Below are 12942 nucleotides of genomic sequence, written 5' to 3'. Positions count from 1 at the left end.
GAGGTTCGTGCAGTTCGGCAAGCAAGAGCCACCTCGGATCGCCAGTGCGCGAGCCCACCTGAGCTCCTGAAGGAGATCATCGGCCGTAGCCTGAAGCCGGACCGAGACAGTCGAATTCGGTATCCGGTCGATGGCGTGCGCGTCGGCGGCCGGATACGGTCGAAGGAAAGGCAATTCTCATGAGTGCTGAGCTCGTGCTCCGGACAGTCGAGGATGGCGTCGCCACCCTGACCCTGAACCGTCCCGAGAAGTTGAACGCACTGACGGCGGCCTCGTTCGAGGAGCTGGCGGCGCATCTGGACGCGCTGGCCGGCGCGGACGTCCGGTGCGTGATCCTGACGGGCGCGGGCCGATCCTTCTGCGCCGGACACGATCTGGAGTCGCTCGCCGCCGGCGACGCGCTGGCGTCCCGTTACCACGAGGCGGAGACCATTGCCCGGCTCGAGGCGTTCCCGGCGCCGGTGATCGGCAAGATCCGCGGGCACTGCTTCACCGGTGGGCTCGAACTGGCCCTGGCCTGCGACCTGCTGGTCGCGGGGAAGAACGCGCAATTCGGGGATACGCACAGTCAGTGGGGGCTGGCTCCGCTGTGGGGCATGTCGGTGCGGCTGCCGGAGCGGGTGGGCATGGCCCGGGCCAAGGAACTCAGCTTCACCGCCCGGCGGTTCAGTGGTGTCGAGGCCGCGGACATGGGCCTGGTGAACCACGCGGTGCCCGACGAGGGGCTGGACGAATTCGTGGCCCACCTGGCCACGCAGATCACCGCCAACTCGGCCGGTTCGAACCGAATCTACAAGTCGCTCTACGCGAATTCGCGGGAACTCGGACGCGCCGAGGCGTTGAAGGCGGAGACAGACATGCAGTTCGGGCTGCCGGACGACTCGGTGGAGCGCCTGACCAAGCGCTGAGGGTGACACACCGAGAACAGCGAGCCTGACGCACCGGGACCGCTGAGCGCGATGCACCGAGTAGCACCCGGCCGGGGTGAGCAGACTCGGTCCATTGGGTCGGGCTGGGTGCGTCGGGACAGGTCGGGTCCATCGGGTCAGGCAGTGCGTGCCGCCTCGGCGCGGGCGATGAGGAACTCGCGTTCGGTGTCGTTGCGGGCGTGGGCGATTGCGGCGCGGTATGCCTGTGCGGCTTCGGCATTCCGGCCGAGGCGGTGCAGGAGATCGGCGCGGACGGCATGGAAGAGGTGCTGGTCGTCGAGGTCCAACTGGTCCAGTTCGGTCAGCGCGGCTGCGGGTCCGGCGACCTCGGCGACGGCCACCGCGCGGTTGAGCCGCACCACCGGGCTCGGGGTGAAGGTGAGGAGCTGGTCGTAGAGTTGGAGGATCTGCGGCCAGTCGGTGTCGGCGGCGGTGCGGGCGTCGGTGTGGACGGCGTTGACCGCGGCCTGGATCTGGTACGGGCCGGGCTGGTTGCGCCGCAGGCATTCTCGGACCAGAGCGTGGCCCTCGGCGATCAGGGCTGTGTCCCAGAGACTTCGATCCTGCTCCGGGAGGGGCATGAGCTCGCCGGTCCCGGAGGTGCGTGCGGCACTGCGTGATTCGCTGAGCAAGAGCAGCGCGAGCAGGCCGTGGACCTCGGGTTCGTCCGGCATGAGTTCGGCCAGCACCCGGGTCAGCCGGATGGCCTCGGCGCACAGGTCGGCGCGGGTCAGGCGCTCACCGGCGGTGGCGGTGTGGCCCTCGGTGTAGATCAGGTAGACGACCGCGAGCACGGCGTCGAGCCGGGCGGGCAGTTCGGCGTCGGACGGCACCCGATACGGGATCCGGGCATCGCGAATCTTGCCCTTGGCCCGGGTGAGGCGTTGCGCCATGGTCGTTTCCGGAACCAGGAAGGCCCGGGCGACCTCCGCCGTGGACAGCCCGCCCAGCAGGCGGAGGGTCAACGCCACCTGAGCCTGGCGGGACAGCGCCGGATGACAGCAGGTGAACATCAAGCGCAGCCGGTCGTCGCGCACCGCGCCCTCCTCGATCGGTTCGCCCTCTGCCCGGAGCAGCGCGGCCTGGGCGTACTTGTCCGCGCGGGCGGCCTCGCGGCGCAGCCGGTCCACCCCGCGATTACGGGCCGTGGTGATGATCCAGCCGGGTGGACTCGGCGGCAGCCCATCGCGCGGCCAGCGCTGCACGGCGGTGGCGAAGGCGTCCTGCACCGCGTCCTCGGCGATATCGACATCGCCGAAGACGCGGATCAGGGAGGCCACCGCGCGGCCGTAGTGCTCGGCGAAGACGGCCGCGACATCGACTGTGCCGGAAGGCATGTCAGCTGTCCTGGATAGGCCGGACCTCGATCGGCAGCCCGATGACGCGTGCCATGCGGCGACCCCAGTCCAGCGCCCCGTCCAGGTCGGCGGCGCGGATGACGGTGAAACCGCCGATGTGCTCCTTGCTTTCGGCAAAGGGCCCGTCGGTGACGAGTACCTCCGAGCCCTGCGCGCGCAGCACGGTGGCGGTACTCGGCGCGTGCAGCCCGGCCGCGAACACCCATACCCCGGACTCCCGCATCTCCGCATCGAGTGCCGTCAGCTCGCTCATGATCTCGTCGAGGTTGTCCGGCGGCGCGGTGTCATCGGGCTGGTAGACGCTGAGCAGGTACTCGGTCAACGCGACTCCTCTCCGGCGGGACGATAGGTGGCGATGAGGACACCGGTCGTCGTGGTGACGCTGTCGGTCAGCCGCAGCGGGCCCGCGTCGACGCCGTCGAACAGGCGCGCGCCGGGACCGACCGTCAACGGGTGGATCGAGAGCAGGTACTCGTCGATCATGCCCGCGCGCATGAGGCAGCGCAGCAACTCGCCGCTGCCGAGGACCACCAGATCCAGGTCCGGCCGCCCGGCGCAGAGCGCGCGCACGGCCGCGACCCCGTCGCCGGGCAGCAGGGTCGAGTTCTGCCACGGCAACGGTTCGGCGAGGGTGCGGGAGCAGACGAACTTCTCCGCCTTGTCCAGCACCTCGGTGAACGGATTGTCCGTCTGGTGCGGCCAGAATCCGAAGAAGTCCTGATAGGTGCGACGGCCGAACAGCAGGCCGCCGTCGCTGTGCGCGGCCATGTGCTCGCCCATGACGCGGCCCTGGACCGGGTCGGCGTACCGGTGTGCCCAGCCGCCGCCGGTGAATCCGTTCCGGGTGTCCTCGTCGGCCCGGCCCGGTGCCTGCATGACGCCGTCGAGGGTGAGGTTGACGACCGCGATGATCCTGCCCATGTTCGCTCCTTGGCTGCGACCCGGCCAGATTGCCGGGCTCACCCTCTACACGAACGGGCTGCCGCGATCACGACACCGCCGCGGAAATCAGTCGGACCCGTCCGGGCCCGGAAAAACCTGCGGGCGCCGCCGTTTCCGGCAGCGCCCGCAGGCTCGTCACGTCCGCGGCTCAGCTCAGCCGCACAGGCTCCCCGGCGCGGTGGCCGCGTCGAGGAACAGCACGGCCTCCTCCTTCTCGGCCGCCCCACCCGGAAGCTGTTCGGACAGCTGCTCCTTGGTCATGCCCGAAGCGATGGCCGCGCAGTCGGCCTTGCCGACATCGATGGCCGCGAGCTGCTGATCCTGATCGGTCAGCAGCTCACCGCGCTCCTGCAGGTAGCTCACGAACACCTGCTCCGGCGCGGTCAGTGCGCGCTCCGCCCCGGCCACTCCCGCGGCCGCCCCCAGCAACGCGACCCCTGCAGCCATCACTCCGAAACCCGAAGCGAGACGGCTCTTTTTACCCACGAACTCTCCTTCAACATCGAACGAACCCGGCGAGCCTACCCCGGGCCGGCCCCGGCCATGCGCGAAGCCGACCGGAGCTCTGGCCGGGGAATTCGGGTCAGTCGCGTTCCAGAATGCTGGTCACCAGCATGGTGTGATCCTCGAGCCGCCGCCGCACGGACCAGCCGAGTTCGGCGAAGGCCTGCTCGTACTCCTGGCGCGTCCACAGTCGCACGCCGGTGACCGCGTGATAGATCTCGTAGGTGGGCGAGAACCACGGCTGCTGTGTCCAATACGGGGCCTCGAGCAGGTAGCCGTCGCCGATCACCAGCCGCCGCAGGTTGGGGAACCAGTCCATCCAGCCGCGCAGCACCGCGGCGATGCCGTCACCGTCGCTGGCCAATTGGTGCAGCAGGAAGAACGACATGGCGGTGGTGACGGCATCGCGGTCGACGGTGGCCAGCCAGGCGGGCGGTTCCGGTTCGGGCTGCACCGATCCGGCGAGCAGGGTGATGCGGTCGCCGAGCCCGCGCGCGGTGAGTTCGGCGGTGGCCGAGGCGATCACGCCGTCCTCGATGTCGACGCCGAGGAACCGTTCTCGCTCGGCGATTCCGGCCAGCGCGAGCACCCGCCCGGCGTCGGCGCAGCCGAGATCGATGGTGCAGCCGGGTGTTCCGGCCGCGATGGCGTGCCCGATGGCCTCGAAGATCTCCGGCCGCCGCCGCGCGATATCGGTGCAGCCGCGAGCCACCTCGCCGGGTTCGGTGGCGGCGGGAATGTATTCGCGGTGCGGGCTGTCCGACAGCTGACGGAAGGTGGGTTCCCACCCGCGCACGGCCACCCGCACGAAGCCGCGGTTCTTGCCGACATCGTGGCCGGTGTGGGTGAGCTGGTAGCGGCGCCCGCGCCGGAGCAGGAAGCCGGCGCGCACCAGCCCCTCGGCGACGGTCTGCTGGATGCCGGTGGTGGGCGCGACGGTGTCGCCGCCCAGCAGGGTGACCCACCAGCCCCAGTCGTCGGCGGCGACGATGAGCTGGCCGGCGGTCTGGCCCTCGATGACGTCTCGGATGGTGAAATCGCCGAGGGCGGACTGCGGTTGGACGAGCGGGGTGACTGCGGTCATGATCGATCTTCCTGAGCGGTGGCGACGGCGATCGCCTGGATTTCGATGAGCAGCCCGTCGATGGGCAGGGTGGTGACGGTGGTGATCCGCGCCGGTGCGGCCGTCGGGAAATGCGTGCGGAAGGCGGAGTTCCAGCCGGGGAACCAGCGGCGATCGGACAGGTAGCAGTCCAGCCGCAGTACGTGCGCGCGGCCGCTGCCCGCCGCGGTGAGGGCGGCGTCGAGCTGCCGGAAGACCTCGGCGGTCTGGCCCTCGAAGGATGCGGTGGTGACGGTCAGGGTGTCCGGGTCGACGGCGGCCAGGCCGGAGGTGAACACGAGCCCGGACGCGGTGCGGGCCAACGGGAATGCGCTCACGGGGCGGCTCGCATGACCCGGGTGGCGTCGATCTCGGCGAGGGTGGCCGCGCCGGACAGGATCATCAGGGTGCGCAGCTCCTCGGTGAGGAGCTCCAGTACCCGATCCACTCCGGCCTCCCCGGCCGCGGCCAGGCCGTAGATGGCCGCGCGGCCCAGGATCACCGCGTCCGCGCCCAGCGCGAGCGCCAGGTACACATCGCTGCCGGTGCGGATGCCGCTGTCCAGCAGGATGGGTGTCTCCGGGCCCACCGCGGCGCGAATGCGCGGCAGCATGTCCAGGCTCGCCGGGGCCGGATCGACTTGGCGGCCACCGTGATTGGATACGACCAGGGCGCTCGCGCCGATGGCCAGGGCGCGTTCGGCCGCGGCGGGGGTGAGCACGCCCTTGGCGATCCAGGGCAGCCCGAACCCGGTGGCGGCGCCGGCCAGCTCGGCCCAATCCCACACCATGTCACCGCGTTTGAGCAGCTGCCCGAAGATCTCCGCCACGCCGGGAGCGCCGTCCTCGCCGGTCAGATTCCCGCCGAAGTGCCGCTGATCGGGGTCGAAGCGATTGGCCATATTGCGGGTGCGGAAGCCGCCGACCGGGCAGTCGAGGGTGACGCACAGCGCGTCGTAGCCCAGTCGCGCCACCCGGTCCGCGACCGCGGCCGCGTGCCCGAAGGGATGCACCTGCGCGATCCGGGCGGCGCGCGGTGCGGCGGCGCGTACCCGCTGATAGGAGAAGCTGCCCGCCTCCGGCACGACGGACAGCGCTCCCCGGGCCTGCGCGGCCCGGGCCACGGCCGGATGCCCGTCCGGATGGAACAGCGCGTCACCGCCGAACGGTGCGGTGAGAAGCGGTGTCTCCAGGGGCATTCCGAGGAATTCGGTGCGGATCGAGGGCGCGCCCACCCCGCTCATCGGCGCGGGCAGGATGCGCCAGCGGTCGAAGGCGAGCCGGTTCTCCCGCAGGGTGATCTCCTTACCCGCGCCGCCCTCCATGAAGTCCAGGACGTCGGCGGGGAGCGCGGTCGCGGCCGCGTGACGGATCTCGTCGAGGGTGCCGAAGTCGACGCGGGTCGGGTAGAAGCTGTCGAGTTGCGCGGTCACGCCGCACCTCCGGTGGTCACCGTCGCGGTAGTGGTCAGTGCGCTCGAATCGGCCGTCGCCGGGGTGGGATCGGGTGCCGGGCTCGGATCGGGCACCCGGGGTGGATCGAGCGCCGTGGCGGTCGGGCCGTGGACGGCGCTCGCGTGGCTGCGACCGTAGAACAGATACAGTGCGACTCCCGCCGCGCTCCAGATCACGAACCGCAACCAGGTCAGCGCCTCGAATGTGGTCGCCAGCCAGACGCATCCGGCGATGGCGCAGACGGCCACCACGGGCAGGAAGGGCACCCGGAAAGGACGCGGGCGGCCGGGTGCGGTGCGGCGCAGGACGAGCACGCCCACGGCCACGATCACGAACGCGAACAGCGCGCCGATATTGACCAGCTCCGCCACCGTGCCGATGGGTAGCAGCCCGGCCACCGCGGCGACGACCGTGCCGAGCAGCAGGCTCAGCCGGACGGGCGTGCCCCGGGAACCGGTGCGGCACAGCGCCTTCGGGACCATGCCGTCCCGGCTCATGGCGAACACCAGGCGGGTCGGGCCGTAGCACACCATGAGCAGTCCCTTGGTGAGCGCGACCACCGAGGCCACCAGGATCACCTTGCCGATCCATCCGGCCCCCACGGCGGCCAGTGCGGTCGCCACCGGTGCGGCATTGCCGAGGGTGGAATACGGTGCGACACCGGTCAATACAGCGCTCACGGCCACGTAGAGGGCGGTGGCGACGACGACCGAGCCGATGATGCCCCACGGCAGATCACGGCGCGGATCGCGGGTCTCCTCGGCGGAGGTGGCGACGACATCGAAACCGAGATACGCGAAGAACGCCAGCGCCGCGCCGGCCGCGATGCCGTGCACGCCGAAGGGCAGGAACGGCGACCAGTTGCCGGGATGCAGATGGGGCGCGCCCACCGCGATCACCAGGACGAGGACGCCGATGGTCAAGGCCACCAGAGTTTTCACCACGACGGCGGTGAGTCCGACCTCGAGCACGAGCACGCCGATCAGCGCCGCGACAATGAGGACCGCCGGAAGATTGATGACGCCACCGTCACTCGGGCCTGCGGAAATCGCCTTGGGCAGTGTCACTCCGAACAAGGAATCCAGGGCGGCCCCGAACAATCCGGACCAGCCGATGGCGATGGCCGATGCCGCCACCGCGTATTCGAGCAGCAGATTCCAGCCGACCAGAAACGCGGGCACCTCGCCCAGCGTGCCGCGGGTATAGGTGTACGCGCTGCCGGAGAGCGGCGTCATGGACGCGAGTTCGCTGTAGCACAGCGCCACCAGCGCGCAGATGGCCCCGGCCAGCACGAACGACAGGACGATGGCCGGTCCCGCCTTGGTCGCGGCGGCAATGCCGGTGGTGACGAAGATGCCCGCGCCCACGATGGTGCCGACGCCCATGGCGATGAGGTCCACCCGGCCGAGGCTGCGGGTGAGCGTTCCGTCGGCGGCCGGGGTTGCCGGAGTCGCGCCGGCCCGAGTTTGTGCTGCCATTTCTGGAATCCATTCGGAGAGAATGTCTTTGGACCTGATGTATTCCAGTGAAACGGCCGGAGTTTATGTGGCGGTGAACTCGCGTAACGACTTCGTTTCGTCGAAATCTGGAGTATTCGGCAATGTAAAGCATTGCGGGCATGCTGAATTGCACGCGATCGGAATTCGCGCGCGATCAATTGTGCCGTTCCATTCGATGCGTCGAATATGGCGGCGGAAGAATTATGCGGTTGTCGAGATCTGCGGAGTGGGAACGGAGTCCGTGGCACGCGCCGTTGCGCGCCGACGGACGACTGCGGTGGTCGTGGCCACCAGAACGAGGACGACCGCGGCGGCGAGCACCGCGTCGCGCATGGACGCCACGGTCGCGATGGCTCCGAAGCCCACCGTCGCGACCGCCGCGCACGCGTAGGCCACGCCCGCGAAGCGCGCGGCGGCCCGAGCGTGCTGATCGGGAGGTGTTGCGGCACTGACGATCCGGAGCCCGGAGCGATAGGCGATGCCCTGCCCGAAACCGGCCACCGCGCCGCCGCACAGCAGCAGCGCCGGGCTGGGCAGCCAGGACACGGCCGCCGCGAGCGCGACGCCGGCGATGATGATCCATTGCGCCGCAACGGGTTCGGCGGCGAGTCCGGTCGGCGCGATCAGGCGTTGCGCCAGCCAGGCGCTCACCAGATACAGCGTGACGGGCAGCGCCAGCAGGGCGAGATTCTTCGTGCCCAGCAGCTCCGCGCCGTAACTCGGCAGCAGGGCGACGACCAGTCCCGCGGACACCCAGGCGGCAATGCCGCTGAGGTATCCGGCGATTCGCGGTTCGGCGGTCTCGGGAGCCGCGGCCGCGCGCCCGGCGATCGCCGGGCGCGCCGCACGATCGCTCAGCACCGCCATCGCGGTCACCGCGAGCAGGATCGCGTGGCCCATATAGACGGTCGCCCCGGGTGCGGGCAGATACTGCGCCACGACCGCGGCCGCGATCGTCCCCAGCGCCGAGCCGAGCACGGTCGCCACCGCCAGGGCCGTGCGCCCGCGTTCGCCCTTGTGTTCCAGGATCAATCCGGCCAGCGAGCCGGTCACCAACCCCACCGACAGCCCCGCGCAGATCCGCGCGGCGACCACCGGCCACGGCGAATGTGCCACGGCCATGGCCACATCCGCGGCGATGCCGAACCCGCTGCCCATCCCGATGCGCCACCACCAGCCCCGTCGGGTGGGCGGCGTGCCCACCAGTGCGAGCGCCGGGGTCAGCGCGAACAGGTAGGCGGCGAAGATCACGGTGATGAGCAGGGGTGCGAGCGTCCAGGCGTGCCGGTAGTACGGCATCATCCCGGTGGCCATGTTCGGCTGCGCCATGATCAGCACCAGCAGCGCACCCGGTGCGGCTGCCCGCATCCCGGCCTCCTAACTGAGGAGATCTTCTCTGTTAGAGAATACGAAACTGAGAAGAACTTCTCTACTCGAGTGCCGTGCACCGATACCGCGTCGCGCTCGCGCAGGATGGAGGCGTGCCCGTGAACACCCGCAGTGACGCCCAGCGCAGCCGCGTGCTGCTGGTCGACGCGGTCCAGAGCCTGCTGGAGGCGGGCCGGATCGGTTTCTCCATCCCGGAACTCGCCGCCGCGGCGGGTGTCGGCGTGGCCACCGCGTACCGGCATTTCCCGACCCCGCAGGACGCCCTGCAGGCCTTCCACCGCCGCGCCATTGAACATCTGGTGCAGGCGCTGGCCGCCGTCGACGCCGGCCCCGATCCGGTGGAACGGTTCCACCGCTGCTGCCGTACCTGGGTGGACCAGGCCGGGCAGTGGGGTCCGGCCGTGCGCTACATCCGCAGCTCCCGGGGCTTCATCGAACGGCTGGCCGACGGCGACGAGTCCATCACCGCCCTGCACGACATGCTCGCCGAGGTGCTCAATGCCCTTGCGCTGCAGGGCAAGACAGCCGAATACGACCTCACCTACGCGGTGCTGCTGTGGATCACCATCTTCGACGAGCGCGTGGTCTACGACCTCACCGAACACCGCCACTGGAGCCGCGCCCAGGTGACCGACCACCTCACCCGCGCGGTCGCCGGAGCACTCGGCATCACGGTCTGACGCACGTCAGCCGACCGGCCGGCCCGCCAGCGCCGCGGCCACCCCGAGCGCGCCCGCGCCCAGCAGGGCGCTCACCACACCGCGGCGTGCCGCCAATAGCCACGCCGCGGCAGCCGCGAGCACCGCGAACTGCCAGAGGTGGTGCAGCGCAAGGGCGAGCGGGATCGCGGAGCCCGCGATCGCCCCGATGACCGCAGGTCCGGCACCGGTGAAGAACGCCTGTACGCGCTGGTCGGCCCGCAGCCGGTCGAAGTACTTGCCGCCGGCCAGCACGAAGGCGAACGACGGCGCGAAAGCGACCGCGGCGGCCAGCAATCCGCCCGGCACACCCGCGGCCGCGTACCCGACCACCGCCACCGTCTGCACCACCGGGCCCGGCGTGATCTGGCCGAGCGCAACGGCATTCAGGAATTGCGCTCCGGTCATCCAGCCGTAGCGGTCGACCGCATCGGCCTGCATGAGCGGAATGATGACGAAGCCCCCGCCGTAGGACAGCGCGCCCACCTTGAAGGCCACCCAGCACAGCGCTGCCAGGCCGCCGATGGCCGGCCCGGCCGCCGATGCCAGCGGCCACGCGGATACCCGGCTCGGGGACAGGCCGCCGCGTATCCCCACCTCGACCAGCCCGGCCCCGATCAAGACCAGGACCAGCCACGGTCCCAGGACCGCGGCCGAGACGATTCCCAGTGCGGCATAGGCGATCCAGCGGGCCCGAGCGGCTCGGCCGTTGCCCGCGCGCCTCCAGCCGGCCGGAAGCAGGCCCATCGCAGCATGCACCGCGACGGCGGCGACCGCCGCGCCCGCCCCGGCCGCGGCGCCCCGCACCCACACCGGGCTGCCCGCCGCCAGGAATACCGCGGCCAGGATCAGAATCAGTGCCAAACCCGGTGCGATGAAACAGCATCCGCCGACGAGCGCCCCTGCGGTGCCGCGCAGTCGCCAGGCGGTATAGATCGCCAGCTGCGTCGAGGCCGGTCCGGGAAGCAGATTGGTCGCGGCGATGGCGTCCTCGAACTCCCCCGCGTCGAGCCAGCCGCGCCTCCGCACGCACAGGTCCCGGAGCAGGGCGATGTGTGCGGGTGGCCCGCCGAAGCCGAGGCAGCCGATGCGCCCCCATTCGCGGGCGATCGTCCACAGCGTGACCACTCCGGCTCCTCCTCCGTCTCCCGAATCCGACGGCCGACCTTAACCCTCGGTCGGCGACGATGCTCGGTACGGCGTCGGCGGGCTCACTTCAGGGTGGCGTGCAGCAGGGTCACCCCGGCGGTGAGGGCCGCGCCCGCCACCGACCAGCTGGTGCCCGCGGGCTGAGTGGACAGCACCGCCACGGCATAGCGGTAGGGCTGATCGGGGGAGGGGGAGACCAGACCGGTGGTGTCCAGGGTGGTCGAGGAGTCCAGATCCATCCAGCCCTGTTTGACCGCCCAGGTCGCACCGGTGAGGGCATCGGGGATGCCGAAGTACTGGTCGGTGCCGTCGGCGGCGGTCTCGGAGGCGTTGTGCAGCGCGCCGACGATCAGGTCCCGGGCCGGGGCCGGGATCGCGGTGGTGATGTAGTGGAAGACGGAGACCACATCTCGTGGCGTGGTGAGGGTTTCGCCCCATTGGGCGGTGTCGTCCGGCGCGGTGGTCGCGGACAGTCCGATGGCGGCGACCATGCGATCGATGATGGCGTTGTTGCCGCCGTTGTCCCACATCTCGTCGGCGATGTCGTCGTCACTGGTGGCCAGCATCCGGGTGATCTGGGTCATGGTGTCCGGATCCGGTTGCCAGTTCTGGGTTTTCAACGCGTCCAGGGCGATGAGCAGCTTGACCACCGAGGCGGTGTAGAACTGCTCGTCGGCATTGAGACTGGCGATGGCCGCCCCGGTGGTGGTGTCCACCACGTCGATGCCGACACTGGTGCCGGGCGAGGCCGCCTGGATGGCGGTCTGCATCTGCTGGGCGATGGCCGTCACCGAAATAGGGTGCGGAGCAATCACAGTCGCGCTGGGTGCCGTGATCTCGGGTACCTGGCCGACGCCGGCCTGATCATGAGACGTGGCGAACGCAGTGGGAGCGCTGAGGGCTGCCAGGGAGATCACGGCGACGAAACTGCCGGCCGCGATCCAGAACCACCGTGCGTGCGGTGAAGGGGCCTGAATCGGGGTCATAGACAATTACATCGACACGAACCTCGAGACATTTCCAGCGGAAAGCTGTCAATTTCCTGTTAACTGGGGCGCATTCGGATCTCGGTTCGGAGACGGTTCGGACCGGCTATTTCACCGCGAACCCAGATCATTTCCGGGTCGGGATTCATCCGCCCTAGAGACAGTGACGGGTACCCGTCGTGAGATTGCTCGAAATGCCCTCGTAAAGACCCTCGCTCCCCTCGGTTTCGGGGTTCGGCTGATGACCGTCCCGGTCCTCGCCCACGCTGACACGGACTATGACAACGGATGTGTTCTGTTCTCCGACAACACATCAGCAACTGTGGATTCGCTACGGTTCAGATTCATGCTGGGCGGCAGCGGTCCGCTCGGGTGGGCGCACGCCCGGTCACACGCCGCGGTAGATCTTGCGGGCGGTCGTGATCAGCGGAATCTGGAGCGGGAGGCGCAGCAGCGCGCCGATTTTCAGCGGCAGCGGGCGATTGCTGCGCAGCCAGTCGGCGGCCATGAACAGGTTGCCGGGGAAGACAGCGAGGAAGATCAGCGCGGCCAGGCGCGCGCCCAGGCCGCGAGTGCGGGGCAGCACGAGCAGCGCGCCGGAGGCCAGTTCGGCCACGCCCGAAACCTGGGTGTAGGTGCGGGGTTTGCCCGGGAGCTGGGGTGGGATCAGGGTGTCGTAGGGCTTGGGTGCGACGAAGTGCAGGACGCCCGAGCCCAGCAGCAGGGCGGCCAGCGCGAGGGCGCGGGCCCGAATGCCATTGGAGCCGACTGGTTGGATTGCCGCGGGGGAGTGCGACAGATCTGCTGTCATCGTCGCAGCATAACCGGTCGGTATGTATTGTCCGGCGGGTAACCGGGTTCCGCAACTCTGCTCGGAGTGTCGCCGTGGCGGGTGGCCGATCCCCAAGGGATAGCGCACAATTAGGCGGCTAT

At 69.9% G+C, this 12942-nt stretch carries 14 protein-coding genes; 2 read left to right on the top strand and 12 right to left on the bottom strand.

Going from position 1 to position 12942, the window contains the following annotated elements:
- Positions 1-179 precede the first annotated feature (179 nt).
- The gene (locus tag ABZV44_RS39225) at positions 180-908 is read left to right on the top strand and encodes an enoyl-CoA hydratase/isomerase family protein (protein WP_354848297.1); all 729 of its coding nucleotides are present in this window, start codon (positions 180-182) and stop codon (positions 906-908) included.
- A 137-nt stretch (positions 909-1045) separates the two neighbouring features.
- Here the strand turns inward: ABZV44_RS39225 and ABZV44_RS39220 are convergent, their stop codons facing one another.
- From ABZV44_RS39220 to ABZV44_RS39180, 9 genes are all read right to left on the bottom strand, one after another.
- Complete coding sequence (locus ABZV44_RS39220; protein ID WP_354848295.1) at positions 1046-2266, bottom strand: RNA polymerase sigma factor; 1221 nt, start codon at positions 2264-2266, stop codon at positions 1046-1048.
- Between the two features lies 1 nt (position 2267).
- Positions 2268-2609, bottom strand: a complete 342-nt coding sequence (locus tag ABZV44_RS39215; protein ID WP_354848293.1) for a YciI family protein — start codon at positions 2607-2609, stop codon at positions 2268-2270.
- Complete coding sequence (locus ABZV44_RS39210) at positions 2606-3208, bottom strand: dihydrofolate reductase family protein (protein ID WP_354848290.1); 603 nt, start codon at positions 3206-3208, stop codon at positions 2606-2608. The genes ABZV44_RS39215 and ABZV44_RS39210 overlap by 4 nt, the downstream gene beginning before the upstream one ends.
- Positions 3209-3382: 174 nt before the next feature.
- The gene (locus ABZV44_RS39205) at positions 3383-3715 is read right to left on the bottom strand and encodes a DUF732 domain-containing protein (RefSeq protein ID WP_354848287.1); all 333 of its coding nucleotides are present in this window, start codon (positions 3713-3715) and stop codon (positions 3383-3385) included.
- Between the two features lie 97 nt (positions 3716-3812).
- Complete coding sequence (locus ABZV44_RS39200; protein ID WP_354848284.1) at positions 3813-4817, bottom strand: hypothetical protein; 1005 nt, start codon at positions 4815-4817, stop codon at positions 3813-3815.
- The gene (locus ABZV44_RS39195) at positions 4814-5173 is read right to left on the bottom strand and encodes a RidA family protein (RefSeq protein ID WP_354848281.1); all 360 of its coding nucleotides are present in this window, start codon (positions 5171-5173) and stop codon (positions 4814-4816) included. Before ABZV44_RS39195 ends, ABZV44_RS39200 begins: the two co-directional genes overlap by 4 nt.
- Complete coding sequence (locus tag ABZV44_RS39190; protein ID WP_354848279.1) at positions 5170-6267, bottom strand: alpha-hydroxy acid oxidase; 1098 nt, start codon at positions 6265-6267, stop codon at positions 5170-5172. Before ABZV44_RS39190 ends, ABZV44_RS39195 begins: the two co-directional genes overlap by 4 nt.
- Positions 6264-7766: an amino acid permease gene (locus ABZV44_RS39185; protein ID WP_354848276.1), complete on the bottom strand. Its 1503-nt coding sequence runs from the start codon at positions 7764-7766 to the stop codon at positions 6264-6266. The genes ABZV44_RS39190 and ABZV44_RS39185 overlap by 4 nt, the downstream gene beginning before the upstream one ends.
- A 222-nt stretch (positions 7767-7988) precedes the next feature.
- Positions 7989-9155 carry a hypothetical protein gene (locus ABZV44_RS39180; protein ID WP_354848273.1) on the bottom strand — a complete coding sequence of 389 codons (1167 nt, stop codon included), beginning with the start codon at positions 9153-9155 and terminating at the stop codon, positions 7989-7991.
- A gap of 119 nt (positions 9156-9274) precedes the next feature.
- Between ABZV44_RS39180 and ABZV44_RS39175 the strand changes: the two genes are divergently transcribed.
- The gene (locus tag ABZV44_RS39175) at positions 9275-9856 is read left to right on the top strand and encodes a TetR family transcriptional regulator (RefSeq protein ID WP_354848271.1); all 582 of its coding nucleotides are present in this window, start codon (positions 9275-9277) and stop codon (positions 9854-9856) included.
- A 6-nt stretch (positions 9857-9862) separates the two neighbouring features.
- Here ABZV44_RS39175 and chrA read toward each other — a convergent pair whose 3' ends face one another.
- The 3 genes from chrA to ABZV44_RS39160 form a co-directional block, all read right to left on the bottom strand.
- Entirely contained in the window at positions 9863-11002 is a 1140-nt protein-coding gene (gene chrA / locus ABZV44_RS39170) for a chromate efflux transporter (RefSeq protein WP_354848268.1), read from the bottom strand.
- An 83-nt stretch (positions 11003-11085) separates the two neighbouring features.
- The gene (locus ABZV44_RS39165) at positions 11086-11814 is read right to left on the bottom strand and encodes a hypothetical protein (RefSeq protein WP_354848265.1); all 729 of its coding nucleotides are present in this window, start codon (positions 11812-11814) and stop codon (positions 11086-11088) included.
- A 583-nt stretch (positions 11815-12397) separates the two neighbouring features.
- Positions 12398-12820: a hypothetical protein gene (locus tag ABZV44_RS39160; protein ID WP_354848262.1), complete on the bottom strand. Its 423-nt coding sequence runs from the start codon at positions 12818-12820 to the stop codon at positions 12398-12400.
- Between the last annotated feature and the right edge of the window lie 122 nt (positions 12821-12942).

Origin of the sequence: Nocardia sp. NPDC004860 (assembly GCF_040609015.1) — a bacterium.
Classification (GTDB): domain Bacteria; phylum Actinomycetota; class Actinomycetes; order Mycobacteriales; family Mycobacteriaceae; genus Nocardia.
Note: the sequence above shows the minus strand (reverse complement) of the source record. Positions and strands in the feature narration are given on the sequence as shown.